General features: G+C 71.2%; 26 protein-coding genes. 16 read left to right on the top strand and 10 right to left on the bottom strand.

The window, feature by feature from the left end; translation table 11 throughout:
• Nucleotides 1-20 precede the first annotated feature (20 nt).
• Together ACFYP3_RS23370 and ACFYP3_RS23365 are read left to right on the top strand one after the other, a co-directional pair.
• The gene (locus ACFYP3_RS23370; protein ID WP_078892815.1) at nt 21-440 is read left to right on the top strand and encodes an OB-fold nucleic acid binding domain-containing protein; all 420 of its coding nucleotides are present in this window, start codon (nt 21-23) and stop codon (nt 438-440) included.
• Nucleotides 441-443: 3 nt separating this feature from the next.
• Entirely contained in the window at nt 444-1,160 is a 717-nt protein-coding gene (locus ACFYP3_RS23365) for a DUF3159 domain-containing protein (protein ID WP_388835689.1), read from the top strand.
• A 101-nt stretch (nt 1,161-1,261) separates the two neighbouring features.
• Here ACFYP3_RS23365 and ACFYP3_RS23360 read toward each other — a convergent pair whose 3' ends face one another.
• Complete coding sequence (locus tag ACFYP3_RS23360; protein ID WP_030709508.1) at nt 1,262-1,924, bottom strand: TrkA family potassium uptake protein; 663 nt, start codon at nt 1,922-1,924, stop codon at nt 1,262-1,264.
• Nucleotides 1,921-2,589, bottom strand: a complete 669-nt coding sequence (locus ACFYP3_RS23355) for a potassium channel family protein (protein WP_388835685.1) — start codon at nt 2,587-2,589, stop codon at nt 1,921-1,923. Before ACFYP3_RS23355 ends, ACFYP3_RS23360 begins: the two co-directional genes overlap by 4 nt.
• 220 nt (nt 2,590-2,809) lie before the next feature.
• On the opposite strand from ACFYP3_RS23355, the gene ACFYP3_RS23350 reads away from it, so the two are divergent.
• The gene (locus ACFYP3_RS23350) at nt 2,810-4,873 is read left to right on the top strand and encodes an APC family permease (protein WP_388835682.1); all 2,064 of its coding nucleotides are present in this window, start codon (nt 2,810-2,812) and stop codon (nt 4,871-4,873) included.
• 92 nt (nt 4,874-4,965) lie between these two features.
• A complete protein-coding gene (locus ACFYP3_RS23345; RefSeq protein ID WP_388835679.1) occupies nt 4,966-6,303 on the top strand; it encodes a class I SAM-dependent RNA methyltransferase in 1,338 nt (445 codons plus the stop codon).
• Between the two features lie 104 nt (nt 6,304-6,407).
• Here the strand turns inward: ACFYP3_RS23345 and ACFYP3_RS23340 are convergent, their stop codons facing one another.
• The 6 genes from ACFYP3_RS23340 to ACFYP3_RS23315 all read right to left on the bottom strand — a co-directional run bounded on the left by ACFYP3_RS23340 (nt 6,408) and on the right by ACFYP3_RS23315 (nt 14,634).
• Entirely contained in the window at nt 6,408-7,601 is a 1,194-nt protein-coding gene (locus tag ACFYP3_RS23340) for a DUF6895 family protein (protein ID WP_388835677.1), read from the bottom strand.
• On the bottom strand, nt 7,598-8,458 hold the full coding sequence (locus ACFYP3_RS23335) for an ABC transporter permease (RefSeq protein WP_388835674.1): 861 nt from the start codon (nt 8,456-8,458) through the stop codon (nt 7,598-7,600). The genes ACFYP3_RS23340 and ACFYP3_RS23335 overlap by 4 nt, the downstream gene beginning before the upstream one ends.
• Nucleotides 8,455-9,435 carry an ABC transporter ATP-binding protein gene (locus tag ACFYP3_RS23330; protein ID WP_388835671.1) on the bottom strand — a complete coding sequence of 327 codons (981 nt, stop codon included), beginning with the start codon at nt 9,433-9,435 and terminating at the stop codon, nt 8,455-8,457. Before ACFYP3_RS23330 ends, ACFYP3_RS23335 begins: the two co-directional genes overlap by 4 nt.
• 35 nt (nt 9,436-9,470) lie before the next feature.
• Complete coding sequence (locus ACFYP3_RS23325; protein WP_388835669.1) at nt 9,471-10,901, bottom strand: lanthionine synthetase C family protein; 1,431 nt, start codon at nt 10,899-10,901, stop codon at nt 9,471-9,473.
• Nucleotides 10,898-14,323 (bottom strand): lantibiotic dehydratase, encoded by a 3,426-nt coding sequence (locus tag ACFYP3_RS23320; protein WP_388835666.1) that lies wholly within the window; start codon nt 14,321-14,323, stop codon nt 10,898-10,900. Before ACFYP3_RS23320 ends, ACFYP3_RS23325 begins: the two co-directional genes overlap by 4 nt.
• 140 nt (nt 14,324-14,463) lie before the next feature.
• The gene (locus tag ACFYP3_RS23315) at nt 14,464-14,634 is read right to left on the bottom strand and encodes a gallidermin/nisin family lantibiotic (RefSeq protein WP_376614183.1); all 171 of its coding nucleotides are present in this window, start codon (nt 14,632-14,634) and stop codon (nt 14,464-14,466) included.
• A 373-nt stretch (nt 14,635-15,007) separates the two neighbouring features.
• On the opposite strand from ACFYP3_RS23315, the gene ACFYP3_RS23310 reads away from it, so the two are divergent.
• From ACFYP3_RS23310 to ACFYP3_RS23280, 7 genes are all read left to right on the top strand, one after another.
• Complete coding sequence (locus ACFYP3_RS23310) at nt 15,008-15,565, top strand: RNA polymerase sigma factor (protein ID WP_388835663.1); 558 nt, start codon at nt 15,008-15,010, stop codon at nt 15,563-15,565.
• Complete coding sequence (locus ACFYP3_RS23305) at nt 15,562-16,452, top strand: hypothetical protein (RefSeq protein ID WP_388835660.1); 891 nt, start codon at nt 15,562-15,564, stop codon at nt 16,450-16,452. The genes ACFYP3_RS23310 and ACFYP3_RS23305 overlap by 4 nt, the downstream gene beginning before the upstream one ends.
• 77 nt (nt 16,453-16,529) lie before the next feature.
• Entirely contained in the window at nt 16,530-17,174 is a 645-nt protein-coding gene (locus ACFYP3_RS23300) for a hypothetical protein (RefSeq protein ID WP_388835657.1), read from the top strand.
• Between the two features lie 64 nt (nt 17,175-17,238).
• Nucleotides 17,239-18,039, top strand: coding sequence for a hypothetical protein (locus tag ACFYP3_RS23295; protein ID WP_388835654.1), 801 nt, complete (start codon nt 17,239-17,241; stop codon nt 18,037-18,039).
• A complete protein-coding gene (locus ACFYP3_RS23290; RefSeq protein WP_388835651.1) occupies nt 18,036-18,932 on the top strand; it encodes an ATP-binding cassette domain-containing protein in 897 nt (298 codons plus the stop codon). The genes ACFYP3_RS23295 and ACFYP3_RS23290 overlap by 4 nt, the downstream gene beginning before the upstream one ends.
• Before the next feature lie 31 nt (nt 18,933-18,963).
• Nucleotides 18,964-19,401 carry a DUF2511 domain-containing protein gene (locus ACFYP3_RS23285; protein WP_388835648.1) on the top strand — a complete coding sequence of 146 codons (438 nt, stop codon included), beginning with the start codon at nt 18,964-18,966 and terminating at the stop codon, nt 19,399-19,401.
• A gap of 68 nt (nt 19,402-19,469) precedes the next feature.
• The gene (locus tag ACFYP3_RS23280; RefSeq protein WP_388835645.1) at nt 19,470-20,222 is read left to right on the top strand and encodes a DNA-binding response regulator; all 753 of its coding nucleotides are present in this window, start codon (nt 19,470-19,472) and stop codon (nt 20,220-20,222) included.
• 64 nt (nt 20,223-20,286) lie between these two features.
• Here the strand turns inward: ACFYP3_RS23280 and ACFYP3_RS23275 are convergent, their stop codons facing one another.
• Nucleotides 20,287-21,039: an ABC transporter ATP-binding protein gene (locus tag ACFYP3_RS23275; RefSeq protein ID WP_388835642.1), complete on the bottom strand. Its 753-nt coding sequence runs from the start codon at nt 21,037-21,039 to the stop codon at nt 20,287-20,289.
• A 2-nt stretch (nt 21,040-21,041) separates the two neighbouring features.
• Nucleotides 21,042-21,845, bottom strand: coding sequence for an ABC transporter permease (locus ACFYP3_RS23270; RefSeq protein WP_388835639.1), 804 nt, complete (start codon nt 21,843-21,845; stop codon nt 21,042-21,044).
• A 248-nt stretch (nt 21,846-22,093) separates the two neighbouring features.
• Here ACFYP3_RS23270 and ACFYP3_RS23265 point away from each other — a divergent pair, with 248 nt between their 5' ends.
• The 5 genes from ACFYP3_RS23265 (at nt 22,094) to ACFYP3_RS23245 (ending at nt 25,872) form a co-directional block, all read left to right on the top strand.
• On the top strand, nt 22,094-22,441 hold the full coding sequence (locus ACFYP3_RS23265; RefSeq protein WP_376614198.1) for a hypothetical protein: 348 nt from the start codon (nt 22,094-22,096) through the stop codon (nt 22,439-22,441).
• Nucleotides 22,442-22,487: 46 nt separating this feature from the next.
• The gene (locus ACFYP3_RS23260) at nt 22,488-22,739 is read left to right on the top strand and encodes a hypothetical protein (RefSeq protein WP_388835636.1); all 252 of its coding nucleotides are present in this window, start codon (nt 22,488-22,490) and stop codon (nt 22,737-22,739) included.
• Between the two features lie 313 nt (nt 22,740-23,052).
• On the top strand, nt 23,053-23,646 hold the full coding sequence (sigK, locus tag ACFYP3_RS23255) for an ECF RNA polymerase sigma factor SigK (protein ID WP_388835633.1): 594 nt from the start codon (nt 23,053-23,055) through the stop codon (nt 23,644-23,646).
• A complete protein-coding gene (locus ACFYP3_RS23250) occupies nt 23,643-24,392 on the top strand; it encodes an anti-sigma factor domain-containing protein (protein ID WP_388835630.1) in 750 nt (249 codons plus the stop codon). The genes sigK and ACFYP3_RS23250 overlap by 4 nt, the downstream gene beginning before the upstream one ends.
• 220 nt (nt 24,393-24,612) lie before the next feature.
• Complete coding sequence (locus tag ACFYP3_RS23245) at nt 24,613-25,872, top strand: NAD(P)/FAD-dependent oxidoreductase (protein ID WP_388835628.1); 1,260 nt, start codon at nt 24,613-24,615, stop codon at nt 25,870-25,872.

Raw genomic sequence — 25,872 nt, 5'->3', positions numbered from 1 at the left:
ACGCCGGTAGGCTTCTTTGTATGAGTGCTGAACCGCGTCCCGAGAAGCTCGCCAAGCCGGCCAGGCCGGCGGGCCGGTTCCGCCGGATGATCGAGCGGCTGTCCACCTCACAGGAGGAGCTGCATTCGGCGGAGCTGCAGGAGGACGCAGAAGCCGCGGGGTGCACGCGGATCTGCGACTGCCACGACCGCCAGATAGTCAAGGTGACCGGAACCCTGCGTACGGTCACCCTGCGGCCGCGGGCGGGCGTCCCCGCGCTGGAAGCGGAGCTCTTCGACGGCTCCGCCGCCCTGGACGTGGTCTGGCTCGGGCGTCGCTCGATCGTGGGAATCGAGCCGGGCCGACGCATGATCGCCTCCGGGCGCATCTCGATGAGTCATGGCCGTCGGGTGCTCTTCAACCCGAAGTACGAACTCCGACCGCTCGGACAGGAGCACTGACCGGTGACGTCATTCGACAAACCGACCACCCCGGAACCCGCCGCCACGCCGACCGAGGACCAGAGCGCGGTGACGCAGGCGGCGCTCTTCGACGCCTTCGGAGGCATCCGGGGCACCGTGGAGACGATGCTCCCCGGGCTGCTCTTCGTCATGATCTACACGATCAACAAGGACCTGAAGTGGTCCGCCTTCGCCGCGGGCGCCGTCGCGGTGCTCCTGGTGATCGTCCGCCTGCTGCGCAAGGACACGGTGAAGCACGCCTTCAGCGGGGTCTTCGGCGTGGGCGTGGGCGTGGCCTTCGCCCTCTTCACGGGCAGCCCGAAGGGCTTCTACCTGCCGGGCATGATCTACGGGGCCGGGCTCGGGGTGGCCTTCACGCTCTCCGCGCTCGTGGGCTTCCCGCTGCTCGGCGTGATCCTGGGACCGGTGTTCAAGGAGAACCTCTCCTGGCGCACCCGCAACCCCGGGCGCAAGAAGGCGTACACCAAGGCCAGCCTGGCCTGGGGCCTGATCTTCCTCGCCAAGTACGCGATCCTCTTCCCGCTGTACTGGTGGGGCGACGCGACGCAGCTGGGCTGGGTGCTGATCGCGCTGAAGCTGCCGCCGATGGTGCTCGCGGTGTACTTCACCTGGGTCTTCCTGGCGAAGGCGCCGCCGCCGATCGACGTGATCGCGGAGTGGGAGGCGAAGGAGGCCGCTGCGGAGAAGCAGGGGTCCTGAGCCGGACGTGAAGGGGCGGGGGTGACCGGATGGTCACCCCCGCCCCTTCGTGCGTCTCGCCCGCCCCTTCGTGCGCCTCGCGCCGGCGGGACCGGGGTCGGCTAGCCGCGGGCCTGGAGGAGGTCCTCCAGTTGCTCCTCGCGGGCCTGGGCGGCCACGAAGAGGAGCTCGTCGCCCGGCTCCAGGGTCTCCTCGCCGTGGGGCGTGAGGACCCGGTTGCCGCGGATGATCGTGACCAGCGAGGTGTCCTCGGGCCAGGTGATCTCGCTGATCTGGGTGCCCGCGACCGAGGAGTCGGCCGGCAGGGTCAGCTCGACGAGGTTGGCGTCGCCGTGGCTGAAGCGCAGCAGCCGCACCAGGTCGCCGACGCTGACGGCCTCCTCGACCAGGGCGGACATCAGGCGCGGCGTGGACACGGCCACGTCGACGCCCCAGGACTCGTTGAAGAGCCACTCGTTCTTCGGGTTGTTCACACGGGCCACCACGCGCGGCACCCCGTACTCGGTCTTGGCCAGCAGCGAGACGACGAGGTTGACCTTGTCGTCGCCGGTCGCCGCGATGACCACGTTGCAGCGCTGGAGCGCCGCCTCGTCGAGCGAGGTGATCTCGCAGGCGTCGGCGAGCAGCCACTCGGCCTGCGGCACCCGCTCCACCGAGATGGCGGTCGGCGCCTTGTCGACCAGGAGCACCTCGTGGCCGTTCTCCAGCAGTTCGCCCGCGATGGAGCGACCCACCGCACCTGCTCCGGCGATCGCGACCCTCATGCGTGTGCCTCCTCAGGACCTTCGGCGAACGACGCCTCCACCTTGTCGATCTCGTCCGTGCGCATCATCACGTGGACGAGGTCGCCCTCCTGGAGGACGGTCGCCGACGTGGGCAGCATGGCCTCGCCCAAGCGGGTGAGGAAGGCGACGCGGACGCCGGTCTCCTCCTGGAGCTTGCTGACCTTGTGCCCGATCCAGGCGGCGGAGGTGTGCACCTCGGCGAGCTGCACACCACCGCTCGGGTCGCGCCACAGCGGTTCGGCGCCCGACGGCAGCAGCCGGCGCAGCATCTGGTCGGCGGTCCACCGCACGGTGGCGACGGTGGGGATGCCGAGGCGCTGGTAGACCTCGGCGCGCTTGGGGTCGTAGATGCGGGCGGCGACGTTCTCGACGCCGAACATCTCCCGGGCCACCCGGGCGGCGATGATGTTGGAATTGTCACCACTGCTGACGGCGGCGAAGGCGCCCGCGTCCTCGATTCCCGCCTCCCTCAGGGTGTCCTGGTCGAAGCCGACCCCGGTGACGCGGCGACCGCCGAATCCGGCGCCGAGCCGGCGGAATGCGGTGGGGTCCTGGTCGACGACGGCGACCGTATGTCCCTGCTGTTCCAGGGTCTGCGCGAGGGCGGAGCCCACTCTTCCGCAGCCCATAATGACGATGTGCACGGCCGTCCTTCCGGCTGTCAGCGACTCGCTGGTTCCCAGCCTCATTGCATGCTCTGGTTTAACAGGGTCTCAGACCATGGCCCAAGCTACACACGGGCGGTCACCGGTGGGGCCTCTTGCGGCGCAGTCGTGGCGCGCTCGGGGAGGAATTGCGGTGGGATTGCGGTGTGAGGGGGTGCGGGGTTCGTCAGTCTGATTTCGAACGCTTACGATCCTCTGCGTGTCCAAACTGACCGACGTGCCCAAACGGATCCTGATCGGCCGGGCGCTACGCAGCGACCGCCTCGGAGAAACACTCCTTCCCAAGCGGATCGCCCTTCCTGTCTTCGCGTCCGACCCGCTCTCCTCGGTGGCATATGCCCCTGGCGAGGTCCTGCTGGTCCTCTCGATCGCGGGCGTGTCGGCGTACCAGTTCAGCCCATGGATCGCGCTCGCGGTCGTCGTGCTGATGTTCACGGTCGTCGCGTCCTACCGCCAGAACGTCCACGCCTACCCGAGCGGTGGCGGGGACTACGAGGTGGCCAACACCAACCTCGGACCGAGGGCCGGTCTCACCGTCGCGAGCGCCCTGCTCGTCGACTACGTCCTGACCGTCGCCGTGTCGATCTCCTCCGGAGTCGAGAACCTCGGCTCCGCCGTGCATTTCGTCATCGAGCACAAGACGCTCTCGGCGACCGTCATGATCCTTCTCCTCACGCTGATGAACCTGCGCGGTGTGAAGGAATCCGGCAAGCTCTTCGCGATCCCGACCTACGTCTTCGTCGCCGCCGTATTCGTCATGATCGCCTGGGGTGCCTGGAAGGGCATCGTCCTCGGCGAGACCCTCAAGGCCCCGACCGCCGACCTCGAAATCCGACCCGAGCAGCAGGGGCTGGCCGGGTTCGCGATGGTCTTCCTGCTGCTGAGGGCCTTCTCGTCCGGCTGTGCGGCCCTCACCGGGGTCGAGGCCATCAGCAACGGCGTACCCGCCTTCCGCAAGCCGAAGAGCAAGAACGCCGCGTCCACCCTCGCCTACATGGGCGGCCTGGCGGTCACCATGTTCTGCGGGATCATCGGCCTGGCCATGGCCAGCGACGTGAGGATGGCGGAGAACCCCGCCGAGGACCTGCTCGCGAACGGCGTCCCGGTCGGCCCCGGGTACATCCAGAACCCGGTGATCTCGCAGGTGGCCGAGGCCGTCTTCGGTGACGGCAGCTTCCTCTTCGTCCTGCTGGCCGCGGCCACCGCGCTGGTGCTCTTCCTGGCGGCGAACACCGCCTACAACGGCTTCCCGCTGCTCGGCTCGATCCTCGCGCAGGACCGCTACCTGCCGCGGCAGCTGCACACCCGCGGCGACCGCCTCGCCTTCTCCAACGGCATCGTGCTCCTCGCCGGCGCCGCGATCCTGCTCGTGTGGATCTACGACGCGGACTCGACCAAGCTGATCCAGCTCTACATCGTCGGCGTGTTCGTCTCCTTCACGCTGAGCCAGATCGGCATGGTCCGGCACTGGAACCGGCACCTGACGTCGGAGCGCGACGTCGCCGCCCGCCGCCGGATGCACCGCTCCCGGGCGATCAACGCCTTCGGCGCCTTCTTCACCGGCATGGTGCTGGTCATCGTCCTCGCCACCAAGTTCACCCACGGTGCGTGGGTGGCCCTGCTCGGCATGCTGATCTTCTACGGCACCATGAGCGCGATCCGCAAGCACTACGACCGCGTCTCCGCCGAGATCGCCGCCGCCGAGGGCCCCAGCGACGACAGCGTGCGGCCCTCCCGGGTCCACTCCATCGTCCTGGTCTCCAAGGTCCACAAGCCCACGCTGCGGGCCCTGGCCTTCGCGAAGCTGACCCGCTCTGACACCCTGGAAGCGCTCAGCATCAGCGTCGACCCGGCCGAGACCAAGGCGCTGCGTGACGAGTGGGACCGGCGCGGGATCAACGTTCCGCTCAAGATCCTCGACTCGCCGTACCGGGAGATCACCCGCCCGGTGGTCGAGTACGTGAAGGGCCTGCGCAGCGAGAACCCGCGCGACGCGGTCAGCGTCTACATCCCCGAGTACGTCGTCGGGCGCTGGTACGAGCACCTGCTGCACAACCAGAGCGCGCTGCGACTCAAGGGCCGGCTGCTCTTCACGCCCGGTGTGATGGTCACCTCGGTGCCGTACCAGTTGGAGTCCTCGGAGCTCGCCAAGAAGCGGGCGAAGAAGCGCCAGGACTGGAACGCTCCGGGCGCCGTGCGCCGCGGCCCGGTGGACAGCCCCGCCAGGCCCGCGCCCCCGAAGGAGTCCTCCTCGAAGCGCTGAACCGGTTGGTGAACGGCCGGACGAGAGCCACGTAAACTGGTGGGTCGGTCGTCCGGCCGTTCCCCGTTTCAGGTTTTTGGAGTCTTCCCACCATGACGAGCGCCGAGCAGAACGAGAAGCAGTCACTGGTGGGGGAGGAGTACGAGGTCGAGGTCGGCCCCGTCGCGCACGGTGGGCACTGCATCGCCCGCACCGAGGACGGCCGCGTCCTGTTCGTCCGCCACACCCTGCCCGGCGAGAAGGTCGTCGCGAAGGTCACCGAGGGCGACGTCGACTCCCGCTACCTGCGCGCCGACGCGATCACCGTGCTCGACGCCTCCAAGGACCGCGTCGAGGCCCCCTGTCCGTACGCCGGCCCCGGCAAGTGCGGCGGCTGCGACTGGCAGCACGCGAAGCCCGGTGCCCAGCGCCGGCTCAAGGGCGAGGTCGTCGCCGAGCAGCTGAAGCGGCTCGCCGGCCTCACCCCGGAGGAAGCCGGCTGGGACGGCACGGTGATGCCCGCCGAGGGCGACAAGCTGCCGGCCGGTCAGGTGCCGCAGTGGCGCACCCGCGTGCAGTTCGCGATCGACGAGGACGGCCGCGTCGGCCTGCGCAAGCACCGCTCGCACGACATCGAGCTGATCGACCAGTGCATGATCGCGGCGCCGGGCGTCACCGAGCTGGGCATCGAGCAGCAGGACTGGCCGCAGATGGCGACGGTCGAGGCCATCGCGGCGACCGGCTCCCAGGACCGTCAGGTCGTCCTCACCCCCCGCCCCGGCGGCCGCCTCCCGCTCGTCGAGCTGGACAAGCCGGTCTCGGTCCTGCGGGTCGAGGAGAAGGACGGCGGCGTGCACCGCGTCCACGGCCGCCCCTTCGTACGGGAGCGCGCCGACGGCCGTACGTACCGCGTGGGCATGGGCGGCTTCTGGCAGGTCCACCCGCAGGCCGCCGACACCCTGATCAAGGCCGTCATGCAGGGCCTGATGCCGCGCAAGGGCGAGATGGCCCTCGACCTGTACTGCGGCGTCGGCATCTTCGCGGGCGCGCTGGCGGAACGCCTCGGCGACACGGGCGCGGTGCTCGGCATCGAGTCGACGAAGCGCGCGGTCGAGGACGCCCGGCACAACCTGGGGGACTTCCCGCGGGTCCGCGTGGAGCAGGGCAAGGTCGAGCAGATCCTCCCGAAGACCGGCATCACCGAGTGCGACCTGGTCGTCCTGGACCCGCCCCGCGCCGGCGCCGGCAAGCAGACGGTCCGTCACATCGCGGGCCTCTCGGCCCGCCGCATCGCGTACGTGGCGTGCGACCCGGCAGCCCTGGCCCGCGACCTCGGCTACTTCAAGGAGAACGGCTACAAGGTCCGCACCCTCCGCGTTTTCGACCTCTTCCCGATGACCCACCACGTGGAGTGCGTGGCGATCCTGGAGCCCATCCGCGACGACGCCTGACATGCGGTTTGTCGGTGAGCGTCATGTGCGTTGCGGGCGGTGGCTTGACGGGGAAGCGACGCTCGTGACGCTCGTTTGACGGGGCCTCAGGGCTTGAGCCGGGGTTACGGTTCCGGGGAGTCCCACTCGACGGCCAGGCGCAGCGCGGCCGCCGAGCGGGGTAGGGGGGCGGTCTGCAGGCCGAGGTGGTCGGCGGCGTGCAGGAGCTCGTCCAGGAGCATCGGGTCGGCATCCTGCACGGCGATCACCAGGAGGGGGTCGAGCTGTTCGCGCCACGCGTCGTGCGCGCGGGGGCGCGTGCGGACCTCCTTGGCCCAGGCGAGCATCTCCGTGCGGTCGGCGCGGGGCATCGGGACTCCGGGATCAGGTCCTGGGGGGACGGAGCGCAGGGTCACCACCGCGGCCAGCGCGGCCGCGAGGGTGGTGTGGTAGCAGGTGCCGAAGAGATAGGCAGCGGCCTTGTCCCCGGTCAGGCCATCGAGGACCGCGGGCCGGTGCACCGGGCTGGGAACGGCACCGTCGGCGCGCTGAGCGGCTTCGACGGCTTCCCAGCCCTGCCGTTCGAAGGCCAGGGTGGCGCCGCCCAGGGCCCTGGCGCACAGCAGGAGTTCGGACAGCAGGTCCAGGTTCCTGCGGGCCAGATGCACGCCGAGCAGAACGCGTACGGCCTCTCGCAGGGCTTCGCTTCCGGGCGTGTCCGGGCAGGGGCGCTGCCCGAAGTCGGTGGCGTAGAAGACGGAGTGCGTCAGCGCGTACGTCTCGCTGCTCGTCAGTTGGTGGACGTCGGGGCTCAGGGCGGCGATGCTCCGGGCGTACAGCGACTCGGCGTCGGGCAGCCGCGCCGGGGCGGTGAAACCGCCTCGGTCGACGAAGTAGCGCAGTTCAAGACGGTTGAGGACGGGTTTGTACAGCTGGGTGTGGCCGCCGGCATCGGCGTCCAGCAGAGCTTGGCAACGGCTGCGCGACGTGGGCTGAGGGCGGCCGAGGAGGTCGAGGAGGGCCACGAGGTTGAGGTGGTAGGGGAAGAGCTCGCCGGCCTTGCGCAGACCGTCGCCGAAGGAGGGCGCGGCGGCCGTGCGCGCGGCCAGGTCGACGGCACGGCGGGTGAAGTCGACGTCGGCCTCCGGGGGGACGCCGGGCCGGTTCAGGAGCCGCACCAGGCCCAGGAGTTCGAGGAGCGTGCCGGGCGGGAACGGTCGGCGGGGCAGGTGCTCCTCCCAGCGCTCGGGGGCGAACCATTCCAGGTTGGTCTCCAGCCAGCCGAGCGCACCCGCCAGCACCCGGGCGGCGGCGGTCATCGGCCGCTCCGCAGCCGCAGCAGGGCCAGGACGGCGAGGAGGATTGCGCCGAGCACGGCGAGGTCCGCCCAGAGGGGGAGGAGGCCGCCGCTGCCGAGGAGGGTCTGACGGGCCAGGTCGACGGCATAGGTCATGGGGTTGAGGTGCATGATCCAGCCGAGCCAGGCGGGAGCGTCCTGCGGGCTGAACACCGAGCCGGACAGGAACAGCATGGGGAACATCGCGAGCTGGACGGTTGCCTGAAGGGTCTGCACGCGCGTGATGACCGTGGCCAGGCAGAGGCCGATGACGCTGAAGACGGTGGCCGCGAGCCCGTAGCAGCCGACCGCGGCGACGAAGCGCAGCGGAGACAGATGGACGCCCATGAGGGGGGACAGGGCCAGCATCAGCACGCTCTGCACGGTCACCATCCCGGCTCCCGCGGCGACCTTTCCCAGCGGGAGGCAGATCCGTGGCACGGGGGCGACGATGAGTTCGCGCAGTACGCCGTACTCGCGGTCCCAGGCGTAGGTCTGGCCCGAGGCGATGCCGATGGAGACGACCTGGATGGCGATGATGCCGGGGAAGACGTATGCGCTGAACTCCACCGGGCCGCCCGCTCCGTCGGCCCCGACGGTGCCGATCATCCCGTCGAAGCCGACCGCGTACACGAGGACGAAGAACAGGATCTGCACGGCCTGGCTGAGGAGCACGCCGGGCCGTTTCACCTGACGCAGCAGATCGCGGTGTGCGATCACCGCGATGGCGCGCAGAGCGGTTCGCAGGGGCGCGTCGGCGGGGGTGAGGGGCGAGGTGCCGTCCGGGGCGTACCGCGGAAGCCGGGCGTCCGGTTGAGCGGGGGCAGGGGCGACGGTCATCGGGGGCTCACACTCTCCTGCGTCTGCGGCGGGCGGGTGCTGTCGGGGTGGGCGGCGGCCGCGAGGTACACGTCGTTCATGGAGGGGCGGTGCACGGAGACGGTCAGGCCGGGTACGTCGAGGGCGCGGACGACGTCGGCGATCCGGGCCTCCGGGTCGGGGCAGTGCACCGCGACGCCTCCGTCCTCGATCAGGGGCTCGAACCCGGCGGCGCGCAGCTGGCGTGCGGCGGCTTCGTCGTCCGCGCAGGACACCACGATGCGGGAGGAGTCGAGGCTGCTCTTGAGACGGCCGACGCTGTCGTGCCGGACGACGCGTCCGCGTTGGAGGATGACGATGTCGTCGGCGTACTCCGCCTCGTCCATGTAGTGCGTGGCGAACAGGACGGTGACGCCGAGCTCGTCGCGCAGCTGCCGGAGGTCGGACCACACCCCGGCGCGCACGGCCGGGTCGAGGCCGTTGGTGGGTTCGTCGAGGATCAGCAGGCCCGGGCGGTGCAGCAGCGCACGCGCGATCTCGACGCGCCGGGCGAGGCCACCGGAGAGTTCCTCGACGGGCTGGCGGCGCCGGCCGGTGAGGTCGAACCGTTCGAGGAGGGTGTCGATGCGGGCGCGCGCCTCCGCTCGGGGCACGCCGAAGAGGCGGGCGTGGAACCAGAGGTTTCGGTCGATGGAGAGCTCTTTGTCCAGGGTGCGTTCCTGGAAGACCAGACCGAGCCGCCGACGGGCGGCCATCGGCGCCTCCTCGACGTCGTGCCCGAAGATGCGGACCCGTCCGGAGTGGGGTCGCGAGGCGGTCGACAGGACGCCCAACAGGCTGGACTTTCCCGCGCCGTTCGGCCCGAGGAGGGCCGTGATGCGGCCGGGCGGCGAGCTGAGGGACACGTCCTGGACCGCGGTGACGTCGCCGTACCGCACCACCAGAGCGGTCGTCTCGAAGGCCGCGACGGGCGCGGGAGGAGGACCGGGTGTGTGCACGGGGTCGTCTTCCCGCGGTGTGAGGGGCGGCCGGATCATGCGAGCCCCAGCGTGCGGTCCCAGGGAAGCGGGGAGTCGTGCACGGGGAGAAGGCACAGGGCGACACCCGCCGCTCCTTCGAGCATGCCCGCGGTGTCGACGGCCCGGTGCGGTACCGGCGAATGGGCCGCCGCCGCGAACCGCATGAGGTGGCGGAAGCCGAACGGGGCATCCGGGTCCGCGCAGTCCAGGGTCCGCCTGAGCAGCAGGGCCTGACCCAGATCGAGTTCGGCCCGTGCCTGGGGGTCCGTGACGTCCCGGGCCACCCGGCCGACGATCCTCAGCAGGCCGCCGTAGCCGTGGCAGAGCGTCGCGCCCTCGATCGCCCAGTCGGACTCGTCCCGCCGCAGAGCGGCCCGCAGCGCGTCGACGGCCGCGGTGGTCCACTCCGGGCGGTTCAGGGCGCGTCCGGCCCGGAAGAGGGCGGCCGCGACACCGGGGGTGCCGTAGCACCAGGCGGTACGGGTGAAGAGCCGGCCGGGGCGCTGGTCGGCGACTTCGTCGTCCCAGCTCGCGCGGGCAGGCCAGTAGGGGCCGGCCTCGTCGTGGAGCGTCCAGCCGAGGAGCCACTCGGCGATCCGGACGATGGCCTCGCGCAGGGCGGCGTCCGCGTGCCCCCTCTCGTAGGCGGAGGTCAGCACGGCGAGCGGACCGGTGATGCCGTGGGCCATGCCGAGGTTGAAGTCGCCTCGCGGGTACGTCGTCCGGTCGCGTGCGGTGACCTGGAGCTCGGCGGGGACCCACCACCCGGGGACGTCCCGTCCGCGGACCCGCACCGGTTCGGTGAGCGCGATCAGGTGCCGCAGGGAACGGCCGAGCGCCTCCTCGACCGCGGGACCGGACTCGACGGCGTCGCTCGCCGAGTCCAGCAGGAGGCGGGTCGTGCCCGCCAGTCCGTTGATGAGGTCGTACGCGGCCCAGTCGACGCCGGGGGTACCGGCGCCGGCCCGGGCGCGGAAGGCGTCGAGGCGGTCGGTCTGGTCCTGGGCGAGCCAGCCGGCGAGGCTCTTGCGGAGCGACCCGTAGTGCCCCTCGGGTCCGGCGCAGGTCTGGGCGGCCGCGAGCAGGGCCGCCGGCCCGGAGAACAGGCCGAGGCTCGGCGCGGAGTTCATGGCGCGGCCCGCGGCGGCCAGGTGCCGGTGGGCGGCCTGCCGCCAGGCGTCGTCGGAGCGGGCGAGTTCGCCGTAGAGCAGGGCGGTGCCGGGCAGGCCGTTGGCCAGCGTCATCGGACCCCACATCACGGCGTCGTAGATGGGGTCGCGGTTGTCCTCGCGCGAGGCGACGCTCGCGACGTGCTCGGGGTCGGCGAGCCGGGACGCCACCAGAGCGACGGCCGCCTCGGCGGTGAGGGGGGCCGGTGCGGATCCGGCGGTCATGAGGTCGGTCGCGGACCGTGAGGTGTCCGTGCCGTGTGGGTCGGTCGTCATGAGTTCTGGTGCCTCCGGCGGTTGAAGTGGTCCTGCACCGCGCCGCGGGCCGTGCCGAGGACAGTCATCTCGCGCGCGCTGTCGCCGCCGAAGAGCCGGTTGCAGACCATGTGGAGCAGGCTGCCCACCACGCGTCCCTCCGGGGTCGGCCCGCCCGCACGGACCGCGTCGGCCAGTCTGCGCACCGCACGGTCGCGCTCGTCGAGGACGGCGAGCACCCGGGCTCCCGTCGGGTCCGGGGCGAGCCCGGTCCAGCCGTCGTACGGATCGACCAGACGGCGCCAGTGCGCCTTGCGGGAGCGGAAGGCGGACGGCAGGTCGCGGCGCGTGCCCGTCATCGAGAGCCAGGCCACCGCCGCGTCGTCCCCGGGGTCGCCGTCGGCCGCCATGTCCGCGAGCCGGGGGTTGTCGGGTGCGGGCGGCCCGAAGGCGTGGGCGAGGGCCGCACAGGAGACCACCGCGAGATCGTCGAGGTCGAGCCGCTCGAAGCGCGCCGGGCCCTCGGACGCCGGCACGGGGTTCTTGACGAGTCGGAGCAGTTCGACGGCGGCTTCGCTGTCGGACCGGAAGACCTGCTCCGCCAGGTGCCGGGCGTCCGGGCCGCCGTACCGCTCGATCTCGGGATCGTAGGGTGCGACCGCATGCCCGCGTACGAGCCCCGATCGCTGCCAGCGGTCCAGGAGCGTACCGACTGCGGGAGCGACCTCGCCCCACAGCGCACGGGGATCGGTGCCGTGCAGACGGACCCGCAGGTGGTGGCCGTCGGCATCGGTGTAGCGGATGAAGAACCAGTTGTCGCAGCCGAGGCCGGCGGCGAGCGAGACCAGTTCGGGCAGGTGATCACGGATCAGCTCGTCCTGGGAGCGCGCCGCGCAGTACAGCTTGAGGTAGAGCCACTCGCCTCCGAGACCGTGGACGGTGCGCGCGAGCTGGCGGTTGCCCGCGTAGGGACGCCGCAGGGTGAATCCGGCGGGGGAGGGGACCGAAGGAGCGGGGACCGAGGAAGCGGGGACCGAGGGAGCGGCGGGGACCGTCGGGTCGGCTTCCGCGGCGACCGCGTCCCGGCGCACCATCGGAACGACCAGTTCCGACGTGTGTCCGGCCAGTGGGCTGTCGAGCCAGCCCTCGTACTCGCCGGGGACCTCCTGGGCGATCAGGTCGGGGTGGCGCAGTACCTGGTCCCGGAGGAGCTCCCGGTGCCAGGCGTCGTCGAGGTCGAGGAGCAGGCGCTGGTCGGCGGTGACGGCGAGCACGCGGTTCGGTACGTCCCATTGCGAGCGCCACGTGCTGACGGCGGCGGCCCATTCCCCGGCCTGCGGCTCGGTGGTGCGGGTCCGCAGTTCCCGCGCCGTCGCGCGCAGGGTGTCGAGCCGCCACACGGCGCAGGCGAGCACGAACCGCCCGTACCGCACGCGCGGGACGAAGGGCGCGTCCGCGAGGGGACCCCAGTTCCACGGTTCCCACAGGCGCTGCCCTTCGAGCCCGATCTCCCACAGGAGACGTATGGCGTTGGGTGCCTGGGCCGGGGCGCTCACCATGTTGCCCAGAACCGGCACGAGTTCGCGGCCGGTGGGCAGGTGGACGGCGGTGAGGCGATCGAGCGTGGCGCCGATGCCTATGTCGGACAGCGCGAGCTCCTCGACGCCGCCCGGCGTCCCCGGTTCCCGGGGGCCGACACCTCCATCGCCGTTCGCGACGTTCGGCACCCCTACGCTGATCCGCACGCCCGTCGCCGGAACGGTGTGCGCGAGGTTCGCGGCCCGCCCCGAGCGCGGCCGGAACGCCAGGTCCACCGGGACCGCGTCCTGGACGTGCACCGGGTTGTCACGGTGCAGGGCGGTGAATTCCCGCTTCCAATCGGGGTGCTGATCCGCGAAGCGGGCGAAGGTCGAGCCGGCCCGGTGGGAGCCCGGCGAGGGTGAGAGGAAGACCAGGAAGTCACCCTCGTCAAGCGCCTCCACTGCGGGAGCGACCAACTGCACGGTCACCTCGCAGGAGTTGGGCAGGCCGGCCGAGGGTGCCGCGGCGGCCGCCTCCACCCCGTCGTGGCACAGTTCGGCGAGGTCGGCGTCGCCGATGACGATCTCCCGATGGCCACCGCGCTGCGCCACTGCCGCGAGGCGGGCCAGCGCGCGGTCCCGGGTCGCCGTGCGCGGGTCGGCGGGCGGGACGGGTGCGGCCTCACTGTTGGGCCAGCCATAGCCGGCGGGCGGACCCAGACCGGTGGACTCGTCCAGGAGTTCCAGGATCGGGACGAGCCGGTCGGCGCCGTGCACGTCGAGGAACCGGCGGTGGAAGTCACGCAGGGAGAAGAGCCCGAGCTTGGGCCGGGACAGGTGCCACATGACGGTCGTGGCCCGCTCGATGACGTTCCGCACGTCATGCGGCACATGGAGGGAGGAGTCCGTCCGGGTGTCGATGTGCAGGGGGGTGTCGTCCGGCTCGACGGCTCGCGCGGCGGCGAGGAGCCGGCCCAGCTGCTCGCTCCCTTCGCCCACGGCCCGGGTGTCGTACAGCTGTCGTTCGCGCTCGACGATCAGCAGGCCGTCATGGATCTGCCGGGTCTCGACGGTTGCCGCGTCCCTGTCCACGCCCGCCAGGAGACCGAGTACGTGGTGCAGGGGGTCGCCGCCGTCCAGCGGCGGGCGCAGCCCCGTGATCAGGAACTCCTGGCGCACCAGCTCGGCGAGCAGGTCCCGCACCCGCCCGAGCGGGGCGCCCGGGAAAGCGGCCAGGGTGCGTTCCACGAGCTCGGCGTACGGCAGCGGGGACGCGGCCTCGATGAGGGCCCGCTCGACGACCGGCGTGCGGCGCAGCGAAACGGTGGAACGCCCCTCGCCGTTGTCCCCCGGACGCACGCCCTGGGTGGAGGGGGAGGCCAGGACGAGACGGTCGCCCCTGGGGACCAGCGCCTGGTGTGCCTGGACGGGGAGGCCGGCGAGGACGGCCGGGTCCTGCTCGAGACGGTGCCCGATCCGGGTCAGCCACTGCATGTCCGCATGGGTGCGGGTGCGGTGGTCGTTTCCGCGCTCCGCTTTCGCGGCCGAGTCGAAGCGGCCGACGGAGACGCCCGCGAACAGGCCGAAGGGGGTGGGCCTGGTGCGCATCCGGATGTCGTAGCGGAGTACGGCGAGAGCGGCGCGGCGCAGCTGGCCCGGCCTGATGCCGGCGGGTCCGCGTTCGACGACGCGGCGGACCAGCGCGTCCAGGCTGGGCGAGGCCAGGGCCAGCGCCTCCTGGAGACGAGGGTCGGCCGGTACGGAGGAGAGGAGGGCTCCGCAGGCTTCGAGGTCCTGGGGGTCGGGCCCGTACGCGGCGGCGACGGCAGGTCCCGCACCCGTACCGGTGAACTGCGCCAGCGGTGCGCGGTGCAGGAAGATGTCCCGCGCCTCGAACAGTGCCGTCGGTTCTGCTTCCCCCATGGATCTTTCCCTTTCGTGTCCCTGCGTGCGGTGCGTCCGTGGTGACGTGCGCGCGCCCGCGGTGCGCACGCACGTCATCTACGGGAACTGCCTACGGTCGGGCGGCCGGTGAGCCGCCCGACCGTACGGCATGCGTGAGATCAGCAGCAGTGGCTGCAGCCGGAGCCGCCGCCCTCGCTGGTGCAGCCCGGGGTGCAGTACGAAATGCTCGTGATGGCCGGGCCCGCGATGGACTTCTCGACGCCGATCTCGAGGTCGAGGTCGAAGAGGTTCGTGTTGTTCTGGGGCTGGGGCGACATGGTCAGGCCCATGGACACTCCTTCATCGAAAGTGGCTGGATGTTCATGGATCGCGATCCGTTGATCACGGAACCACACGGGCTCGGGGATGCTCAAGGACGTCGAACTGGGTTGGCAGTCGTGGCAGTTGTGGCAGTTGCCGAGCAGCGCGACGCAAGTCGACGGTGCAGACGGGCCGCCTCCATGACGCGGAAGGACCGCTCGACGACCGGGTCGAAGCTCCCCGGAGGGGCGTGCGGCGCTGGTGGGAGAGCCCCCGTCCGGCGCTCCGGCCCTCGACACCCTCGGCTGGTCGCACGTGCCCGGCCTGCCAAAGTGGCTGGAAAGTACACCTAGTTCGTCGGGGCCGGTGAACCGGTCGGAGGTTTTGGGATACGTATGAGACATGTGTACGGACGAAGCCCTGATCGCTTCCGTCGCCCGCGGCGATCAGACGGCCCTGCGGACCCTCTACGAGAGGCATGCCGCTGCCATGCTTCGACTCATCCGCAGACTCTCCTCGGACCAGGGCGTCTGTGAGGAGATCCTCCAGGAGACCTGGCTCGCGGTGTGGCGCTCGGCAGCGGGCTTCCGGGGCGAGTCCTCCGTGCGGGGCTGGCTGCTCGGCATCGCGAAGCGCCAGGCGCACAACCAGCTGCGCCGCTCCCGACCACAGTCGGTCGACCTGGCCGAAGCCCTGCACGTCCCGGACTCCGCACCGAGCGTCGAGGACCAAGTACTGCGGGAAGCCGCGCAGTCGGAACTTCTCACCGCCGTACGCGCGCTGCCCGAGCACCTGCGCGAGGTGCTCGCTCTGGTGCTGGTCGAGGACTTGCCCTATCCGGAGGTGGCCTCCGTGCTCTCCATCCCGGTGGGCACTGTCAAAAGCCGCATGTCCCACGCACGGCGGAGACTCGGCACCATGCTCACCGCGAAGCGGTTGGAAGGAACGGGACGACGATGACCGGACATCCCGGGGAACACCCCTCGGACGAAGTACTGACCCTGCTGGCCAGGTCCGGCGCCTCCGACCTGCCCCCGCACGTGTCGCAGTGCCCGGACTGCCGTACCCGGGTCGACACCTGGCACGTGCTCCGTGAGGCACTGCGCACAGACGCCGTGAACGTCGCCCCACCGTCCTTCGACGTGCTCCTGGGGCCGGCGCTGCTCGCCGGCGGCGAAGGCCCGCGTGCCGTCCACCCGGCGGGAGCGCGCAAGGAGGCGCACGGCACAGCGAGATCTGGACGACTTCCGTTCCGGCCGGCTTTCGTTCTCCAGCTCTTCGCCCAGCAGATGACGTTGATGCCGCTGCGATGGGCCGCCCTCAACGCGGCGGGCTTCCTCACGGCCGCCCTGCTGGCCTCCACGCACGTACAGATCAGCCTCGGAGCACGCTTCTTCGGCGCCGTGACCGTGCTGCTCATGCTGTTCGGAGCCCTGCTCGTCGCCTCGCCGCGGCGCGACCCCCGCCGTGAGCTCCTCTTCACCCTGCCGGTCTCCCCGACCGCGGTGTTCCTGACCAGGCTGACGCTCGTACTCGGCATCGACCTCCTCCTCGCGGTGGGCTGCTCGGCCCTCGTGGGCGGGCCCGGCTGGTGGCCGGTCGTCTCCGGCTGGCTCGGCCACGCCCTGCTCTCCACCTCGCTCGCCCTCGCCCTGTCCGTCCGGTTCGGTCCGGCCGCCGGCGCCACCGCGGGCGGCGTCCTGTGGCTGTTCGGCGCCGTGCGGGGCGCGTTCAGCACCCCCGCCGACCCGGTCGTGGACGTGCTCGCGTCCACGACCCCCTGGACGCTGCTGGCCGCCGCCGCACTTCTGGGATGGGCCGTGCGTTCCATGCGGACGATCGTGTGAACCGGAAAGCGCCGAACCGCTACGTACCGAGCACAGCCCCGTGACGGGGCACGGTCACGGACGGGAGGAGATGCTCCATGCGGGCCGGAACACGGTGGCGGTACGAGATCCGCCGCTGCGGGAAACAAGCCGCCGTACTGCCCCTGGTGGCGGCCGCGCTCGCCTACGCGGCAGTGGGCGGGACGCACGACGCGGGCCCGGGATTCGCAGGTGGTGCGCTCCTCGGCCGTACCCTCCTGTCCACCGCGCTGCCCGCCGCGACCGCACTGGCCTGCGCGGCCGTAGTGGTCCGGGAGCCGATGACGGAGCTGCACCTGACCCTGCCCACCCCCTATGCCCGGACCCTCGCCCGACGCCTGGCCTGGCCCGCGACGGTCGCGACGGCCGGCGCCGTCGGCCTGCTCACCGCCGCCGTACTCGTCGGCCTTCCGCTGGACCCCGCGGCCCCGGTCATGCTGCTCCAGCTGTGGGGGCTGACCGCGCTGTTGAGCGGCGCGGCGGTCTACGTGACGGTCCGCTCCGGATCGGCGGCACCGGCCACGGGCCTCGTCGTGGCAGCCGTTCTCGCCAAACTCCTGCTCGTGGACCGGGTCCTTCCCGAGGGCCTCGCCCAGGCCCTTCCCGCCCTGCTGGGCGGAGCGGTCCTGGCCGGCCTGGCCCTGCGCACCGTGACTCCCCCCAACGAGGCAGGTCCGCTCCTCACCCGCCGCGAGCCCGGGTGACCCGATCGACCGGTAGGCGTGTCGACCCCCTCCTCTCCTTCATCCCCGAGCACGAGGACCCCCCGTGACCATCCTGCTGTGGACGCTCCGCTACGAAGCCCTGATGGCCGCGCGCCGCAAGGTCGTATGGGGAGCCGTACTTCCCCTCACCCTGCTCAGCCTGGTCCTCGCGGGCAGCTCACCGGTGGTGACCGGTCACGACGACCCGGCCGCGCGGGTCGGAGCCGCCGCCGTGCTCGTCACGACCCTGTGCTCGCTCGGCACGGGCCTCGCCCTCGCCGACCGCATGCGCGGGCGCACCGGATCCACCGGCCTGCCCGAACTGCTCACCGCCACCCCGGCCTCCCCGCTCGCCCGGGGAGCCGGCGCCCTCGCCGGGCCGATGCTCGCGGCGCTCGCCCCGGTGGCCGTGCTCTTCCTGCTGTACGCGACGGTGGTCACCGCCACCTCGGGCTCGTTCGCCCCCCTCGGTGCCGCCCTCGCCGCGCTGCTGACCTCCGTCCTGCCCGCCGCGCTCCTGGCCACCGCGCTCGCCGGGCTGATCGGAGTGCTCCTGCCGGTCGCCGCGGCCCGCGCGATCACCGTCGTGGTGTGGCTGTGGGCCTGCCACTTCCCCCCGAGCTTCTCCCCGGTCCCCACTCCCACGGGCACCGTGCTGTCCCCGCTCGCCGGCTACACGCTGGTCGACTGGGCACACGCCCCCGTGGTGTGGGCGACGCGCGGGGGCGACGGCCCCCTGCGCCCGACCGTCACCTTCGGCACGGCTCTGCTGAACCTCGCCCTCGTCCTCGCCCTGGCCGCCGCCTGCCACCTGCTCGGCCACTTCATCGCACGCGTACGTGCCCGCCGAATCGGAGCATCGTGAACATCGTCACGGAACAGCTGAACAAGACGTACCGCGGAGGCCGACGCGCACTGGACTCCGTAGACCTGCACATCGACCGGGGCACCGTGGGCCTTCTCGGTGCCAACGGCGCCGGCAAGACCACACTGCTGAGGATCCTCACCGGCGTGCTGCGCCCGACCTCGGGGCGCGTGGAGGTCGCCGGGCACGATCTGTCGACGACCGCGGGACTCACCGGCGCCAAGCGCTCACTCGGCTACCTCCCTCAGGAACTGTCCCTGTACCCGGACCTGACCGCTCGCGAATTCCTCGACTACATCGGTGTCCTCAAGGGCATGGAAGACAAGCGGCAGCGGCGCGCGCAGGCCGAGAGCCGCCTCGCCGAGGTCGGCCTGGGCGACCGGGCGGGCGACCGGCTCTCCGGCTTCTCGGGCGGTATGCAACGCCGGGTCGGCATCGCACAGGCGCTGATGGGCGACCCGGCCGTACTGATCGTCGACGAACCGACCACCGGACTCGACCCGCACGAACGGATGCGGTTTCGGACCCTCCTCGCGGGGCTCGGCCACAACCGCACCGTCCTGCTGTCCACACACATCCTGGACGACGTGGCCCAGACCTGCCCCGAGGTGGCGGTGCTCGCCGCCGGACGGCTGGTCTTCCACGACACCACGTCCGCCCTCGCGGGACTCGGCGCGGGTATCACCTATCTGCACCGCACCCACGGCGGGCCCCCGGCCGACGCGGAAGTGGTGAGCGCCGTCGCCACCGCCGAAGGGTCCGAGTACCGCATCGTCACCCCCCGTCCGCCGGCCGGTGCACATCCGGTCGAACCCTCGTTGGAGGACGGGTACGCCGCCCTGCTCGGCGCGGGCCGCCGGGCAGCGCAGAGCGCGGGCCCCAGTGGCCGGTGACCCTTCCCGCTCCGAAAAGAAAGGCATCCCCATGAGCCGTACCGAACCCTTCCGTACCGGTGGCCGCTTCCGCACCGGGGGCCTGGTCCTCGCGTGCGTGACCGCCGTCGCCACCCTGGCCGCCTGCGGCGGTGAGGCGGTGAGCGATGCGGACAAGCCGGTGCCGCTGCCCAGTCCCACGGGCACCAGCCAAGAGGTGAGGAAGGAGAACCTGCGACACGTCTGGCCGCTGACCGTCGACCGCGCCGTCATGGAGTGCCGGGGCGGCGACCAGGCCGTCGTCACCGTTCCCGACGGGACGGTCTACGCACTCAACGACCGTGCGACCGCGGCAGGGTACGCGGATCCCCGGCCGGTACGGGCAAAGGGAGAGAACGGGGACGAGATCAGCCTGGGACCCATGCTCAGCCGGACCCTGAAGCTCTGCAGGGCCCCACAGGAGCAGGCTCCGACCGCCGGTCCTTCCTGAGCACCTGCCGCACACACAGAGGGAGCACGCAAGAGAACTGCCTGCACGACAGTAAGGAACAAAACATCATGGGGGAAAAGATGTTGCTTCGTGAAACACAAACACACGACCGCGTCACCAATACCGACCGGATACACAAGCGAACACGCCGCGTCGACCGCGTGTTCCGGATCATCGTCCATTCCGGATTCAAGGAGCACTTCGACCGTCCGGAGAGCGCCCCCTCGGTTTTCAGTGCTCTTCGCTCAGGCGTGTCCCGTATCGACTTCGCCGACGACGCGGAACTCACCGCTGCCGCCGCCGGACCGATCGACGTGCCGATCCTGGTCCCGGTGATCAGCGAGTTCCAGGCGGAGACGATACGCACCATCCGGATGCGTCATCCGCTGTCCCTGATCACCGCCGTCACCGACGACGTCACGGGACATCTCACCTACGGCGCCATCAGGTCGGGAGCGAAGTTCGTACTCAACCTCGCGATACCCGCCGAGCGGCAGCTCGAGCTTCTCTTCGCCCAGTTCCACACGCATTTCCAACCTCGTACGTGCCCCACCCCGACAGCACCCGGCTCCCCACAGGCCGGCGGTACCCCTCGTGACCACGGCCCGGCCCGGCTGCCGGCGCCGGCCACGAGGCAGGGCCGCCCTGTTCAGGATGCGGAACTCATGCGCCTGCTCTGTACGCCCATGACGGTCGCCGAGATCGCCCGCCGTCACTACTGTTCCGAGCGGTCGATGTACCGCCGTATTCGACAGCTCTACAACGAGGTCGGCGTCCGCGGCCGCACCGAGCTGATGGTGATGGCGTCGATGCCCGCCTGACCGCTCCTCGGTCCGACGGGCCGCCGGGTGGGGGTACTGGATACCCCCACCCGGCGGCCTTCGGTCAACGGATCTTCATGTCGGCGCCTTCCAGCAACTGGAAGAACCCGGCCTCCAGGTCACCGTCCCTCGCCAGCCCGTCCAACGGGCCCTCGTACTGGGTCCGGCCGGCGACGAGCACCTGTACCCGGTCGCAGATCTGTGCCACTTCCGTCAGCTGGTGACTGGCGATCAGTACGGCTGCCCCCTCGCTCGCCAACGTCCGGATGATGCCGCGCATCTCGCGGATGCCCACCGGGTCGAGGCCGTTGGTCGGCTCGTCCAGCACGATCAGCCGCGGCTGTGCGAGCAGAGCCACGGCGATGCCCAGCCGCCACCGCATGCCCAGCGAATACGTCGAGACCTTCCGACCCCGCGCCTCGGTCATCCTGACCACCCGCAGGGCGGGTTCGGCCCACTCCACCGGCACCCCGCGCAGTTTGGCATGGACCCTGAGCGTCTCGTCCGCCGTCAGGTTCGGCCACAGGCCGGGTACTTCGATCAGTGCGCCGACCTGGGCCAGCGTCTCCCGGCCGATGGGCTCGCCGAAGATCTCAATGGTTCCGGACGTGGGCCGCTGCAGTCCCAGCAGCGCCTTCATCAGGGTCGTCTTCCCGGCGCCGTTGGGGCCGAGGAGGCCGTACACCTCGCCGGCCCTGACCGTGAGGTCCACCCCGTCCAGGGCGCGGTGCCCCCCGTAGTGCTTGTGCAGATCCTTGATCGACAGGGCGATGCCGCCGCGCCCGCCGTCATCCGAACCATGCGTGGTCTCGTACATGATCAGATTTCCTTACGGCTCATGTGGATCGTACCCAGGACCAGCAGTACCCCGGTGAGGACGGCGCTGAGAGCGATCGCCTGCGGGATGGCCGTCATCGAGTGCACGGGGCTGTCCGGCGGGAGCGGTACACCGTTCGGGCCGATGCCGGCCAACGGCAGTACGACCCGCATCGGCCACGCGAACGGGACGGCGTACCAGAAGTCCTTGTCGGAGACGAGCGCACCGCTCAGCAGTCCCGCGATGCCGGCTCCGAGGCTCGGTCCCATTCCCCACAACACTGCCACCAGCACGGCGAGCGCCGTCATGGCCAGCCCCGCCAGCCACGGCAGGTAGACGGCCGCTGCGACCGTCCCCATTCCGTGGGGGAACTGGCCGCTGACCAGCGCGCCCAGCGCCAGCATGAACAGGAGCACGGTCGACGAGACGAAGCCGAGGACACCCAGGGCGGCGAACTTCCCGACGAAGTAACGACCGCGGGGCACTCCGTACGAAAGCATCAGGCGCCAGGCGTCCTGATCGGCCCGGACCGAGAGGGCCGCCGCGAGTCCGGCGGTCATCGGAATGAGGACCCCCCAGAACTCCAGCGTGACGTTGCGGAACACGTCGAAGGTCCGTTCCGCATCCGCGTCCGCCGCACCGAGCGACCCGAGAAAGAGAGGAATGGTGATGACCACGGGCGAGACGAGGTGGTACCAGAACACGAATCCGCGTTTGTTGCGCGCGAGTTCCGTGCCCACCACGGTCAGCGTCGAAGGGTCGTCCCGCCGTTCGGGGCGAGGCGGTGCGACGGATCCTTGGCGCATGAAGTTCTCCTGTTCGGCAAAAGGCGCGTGCACGGAGGTACGTAGCCCATTCCGCCCACCCGGTTCACGCTTCCGGTTCACCCGGATCCGAAGGCAGGTTCCTGACACCGCACTGCCAACTCCCGCCCCCGGAACACAATTCGGCGACGAGAGGTGCGAGTCTCGGGATACCGCCGGGGTCAGCCCTGGTGCTCACCTGCGGCGGACTTGGAACATGCACTGCTCTTACCGACCCTGGAGGACCTGCTATGTCCCTCATCAAGACGTACCGTTCCCACACTCTGGCCGCTGCAGGCCTTGCCCTGGCCGCGACCGCTCTGCTGGCCCCGACCGCCTCGGCCGCCCCGGTGACGGGCACGTCCTCTGCCGCGGTATCCGTGTCCGAGGCTTCGCAGGCGAAGTTCGGCATACAGAAGCTCTGGCACGCCACCGTCCAGTGCCAGATCGTTCGCATCAGCGACAACAATGTCGTGGGATACGACCGGGCCGACGGCACGGGCAACACCGAGCAGGCCGCCGTCACGGACGCGGCCCGCAACATCCCCGTCCCGTCCGGTCACTACAAGCGCCACTGCGACACCAAGCGCATCTGGTAGCACCACCAGAGTCGCGCTCGTCGCCCACCGGGAAGAGAGCGACCCGATGACATCCGAGAGCCCACGCGTCCACGAGATCCGCCTCGGTCTGTATGCCACCCCCGCACAGGCCGAGGAGATCAAGGAGCGCATCACGCGGCTGCTGTGCCCGGAGCCCGAGCACGCACCGCCGTGCCCCGTTCCCTGGTCCGTCAGCCTGTTCGACCGCTCGGCCGATACGGACGACACCGGTGACGGCGTCCCGTACCAGGAGCTGATCGACCAGGCGCGGGCCGAACAGGGCACACGGGAGTCCTGAGAGCACGACGACCGACCACGCTGCCCTGCACCGCGATCCGGTGCGGGGCAGCGTGCTGTCGCCGCCCGGAGCGTTCCCTCGAACGGGTTAGTCGACGGCGCTGCGGGTGACGAAGAGTCCTCCCATCCGCAGGCCCGTCGGCTACGAAGAAGAGACGACACACGCACAGGTTTGAAAGGCCGGGCCGTCCCTCGGGGGTGGTCCGGTCCCGGACGAGTGACGACACGAGGACCGGCATGCGATGGACGCCCCGCCCCCCGACGGCCGACCCAGGCCGCCGCTTCGCCTCCTGCCCACGGGCGGAGCGGTACAGGTGAACCAACCGAGCCCCTTCGGCGCCGGCCGCCCGGCCGACGCCGACCGCAGCGACCTCACCGACGTCATGCGCCACGTCGCCAACGGCGACAAACAGGCGTTCTCCACCTTGTACGACGCCCTCGCGCCGCTGGTCTTCGGCATCGTGCTCAAGGTGGTCCGTGACCGGGCGCAGTCCGAGGAGGTCGCCCAGGAAGTCATGATCGATCTGTGGCGGCAGGCCGCCCGGTACCGCTCCGACGCCGGCAGCGTCCGGACGTGGGCGGCGACGATCGCCCACCGGCGGGCCGTGGACCGCGTCCGCTCCGCGCAGGCGACGGCCGACCGCGAGCGGGCGCAGGCCGCCCGCGAGCACACCACGGCCTTCGACGAGGTCTCCGAACAGGTCGAGACCCGCCTGGAGTCCGAGCAGGTACGCCGCTGCCTGCGCGGCCTGACCGAACTGCAGCGCAAGGCCGTCACCCTGGCCTACTACCGGGGGCTTACCTACCGTGAAGTCGCCGAAGCCCTGAGCACTCCGCTTCCCACCATCAAGACACGCATGCGCGACGGGCTCATCCGGCTCCGCGACTGCATGGGGGTGACCGCGTGAAACACCACGCCACCGACGCCCACACCCTCGTGGCCGCCTACGCCCTGGGCGCACTCGAGGACGACGAACGCACCGCCTTCGCCGCTCACCTGCAAGCCTGCGAGGCATGCCGGCAGGAAGCCGCCGAATTCGAAGCGACCGCGGCACGCCTGGCCGCGGCGGTCTCCCAGGCACCGCCTGCGGCGATCAAGAGCCAGGTCATGGACGCCGTCGACGGCGTCCGCCAGCTGCCGCCGCGGCTTCCCGCCCCGGTGAGCGCATCAACTCTCGACGGCATCCTGCGCCGACGGGCCCTGCCGCTGGCGCTGGCCGCCAGCGTGGCCGCGGTCGCACTGGGCGGCGTCGCCGTATGGCAGGCACAGAACGGACAGGAGCTGCGCCGGCAGGCCCGCCAGGCACAGCAGCAGGTCGACACCGTCAGCGCCGTGCTGGCGGCACCCGACGCACGCACCGTCCACGGCAAGGCCGCCAACGGCGCGCTCACCACCGTCGTCGCCTCCGACCGGCAGAACAAGGCCGTCTTCACCGCCGTCAACCTCCCCGCCCCCGCCGCGGGCAGCACCTACCAGCTGTGGCTCGACCACGACGGCACCATGCTCCCGGCCGGACTCATCGACCACGACGGCACCGTGGTCCTGACCGGCAACCCCGCCGACGCCGGCGCCGTCGGACTCACCCTCGAACCCGCCGGAGGCTCCCCCGCACCCACCACCGCCCCCCTGCTCCTGATGACCCTGCCCGCCTGACCGGGCGCCCCGAACCGACAGATCGAGGCCCCCATGGCCGGCACCCCGCCGATCGGTGACGCGACGCCGTCGGCGTCTTCCGGCTGCCGGGCGGGCACCCGGACGGCGAAGCCTTCCGGCACGGCGCATGCACATCGACTCCAATCCGTCGGCCCGGCCACTGCGAAGCACCAGTGAGGCGCAGTAGCCGGGCGGAGTGTCGAGTGGTGGGAGCGTGGTCATGCAAGAACGGAAAGTCGCGGTCGTCGGGGCCGGGGTGGCGGGGCTGACCGCCGCCTACATCCTGGCTTCCTCGCACGAGGTCACCCTGTACGAGGCCGACGGGCGGCTCGGCGGGCATGCCCACACCCGCGAACTACCCGGCCCCGGCGGACAGCCGGTCGCCGTGGACTCGGGGTTCATCGTCCACAACGAGCGCACCTACCCCACCCTGCTGCGGTTGTTCCGTGAGCTGGGCATCGGCACACAGGACGCCGAGATGAGCATGTCGGTGCGCTGCGACGGCTGCGGTCTGGAGTACGCGGGCGCCCGCGGGCCCGCCGGCCTGTTGGCGTCGAAGGCCGCGCTGCGGGGCCGCTACCTGCGGCTGCTGGCCGAGGTGCCGGTCTTCCACCGCGGCGCCCGGCGGCTCCTGGCCCGCGGGGCGGACCCGGACCTGACCTTCGGGGACTTCCTGCGCCAGGGCGGCTTTTCCCCGTACTTCGTCAGTCACTTCGCTCTTCCCCTGGTCGCCGCGGTGTGGTCCTGCCCCGCGGCGACGGCCCTGTCCTATCCGGCCGCCTACCTCTTCGCCTTCCTGCACCACCACGGCCTGCTGTCCGTCACCGGCTCCCCGCAGTGGAAGACCGTCACCGGCGGATCCGCCGCCTATGTCACCGCCGCCGCCCGGCACCTCCAGCGGATCCACACCTCCAGCCCGGTCCACACCATCCGGCGCACCGGCCGGGGCGTACTGATCACGGCAGGTGACGGCGTCGGCGAGGCGTACGACGCCGTCGTCATCGCCACCCACCCCGATCAGGCACTGCGGATGCTCGCGGACCCCACCGCGGACGAGAAGCGGCTCCTCGACGCCTTCCGGTACGCGCGCAACCCCACCGTGCTGCACACCGACACCTCCCTCCTGCCCCGCTCACCGCACGCACGCGCGTCCTGGAACTACCGCATGACCGGCTGCGCCCCCTCCACGGACCGCGTCCGGGTCAGCTACGACATGGAGCGTCTGCAGCGGCTGCCCTCCGGCGCCGGCTACGTCGTCACCCTGGGCGGTGACGAGGGCATCCCCGCCGACCGGGTGGTGGAGCGGATGGTCTACGAACACCCGGTCTACACGCCCGCCTCCGTCCAGGCGCAGAAGGAACTGCCCCTCCTCAACACCGGTGTCACCGCGTACGCCGGGGCCTGGCACGGCTGGGGCTTCCACGAGGACGGCTGCCGGTCCGGCGCGGCCGCCGCACGGTCCCTCGGGGCACGCTGGTGA

Source organism: Streptomyces sp. NPDC005533 (genome assembly GCF_042871845.1).
Classification (GTDB): Bacteria; Actinomycetota; Actinomycetes; order Streptomycetales; family Streptomycetaceae; genus Streptomyces.
This window is presented reverse-complemented; position numbering and strand designations above follow the sequence as displayed.